Source organism: Paraburkholderia sp. SIMBA_030 (genome assembly GCF_046535245.1).
GTDB lineage: Bacteria > Pseudomonadota > Gammaproteobacteria > Burkholderiales > Burkholderiaceae > Paraburkholderia.
In genome coordinates, this window is the sequence record NZ_JAWRXB010001546.1 from 1 (window position 1) to 239 (window position 239).

1 pseudogene is annotated in these 239 nt (G+C 68.2%); it reads right to left on the bottom strand.

The window, feature by feature from the left end:
• Positions 1-225: pseudogene (locus tag SB772_RS45205) on the bottom strand (apolipoprotein N-acyltransferase); the annotation flags it as partial.
• Positions 226-239 lie beyond the last annotated feature (14 nt).

Below are 239 nucleotides of genomic sequence, written 5' to 3' on the forward strand. Positions count from 1 at the left end.
GACGTAGATCCACCAGGTGCCGGCGCCGTACAGGCCGAAACCGAAACACCAGCCACGGCCCATGGCCTGGCGCGGGCTGAGCTCGCGCAGGCCAAGGTAGAGCAGGGCGATGGACAAAAGGGCCAGCGGCCAGATGTCGAATGGCGCCAGGGCCAGGAGGGTGGAAGCGCCGGCCGCCATGGCCAGCAGGTTACCGGGCCAGCCGGGGCGGGTGATCCAACGCATGATTGTCCTTAGCG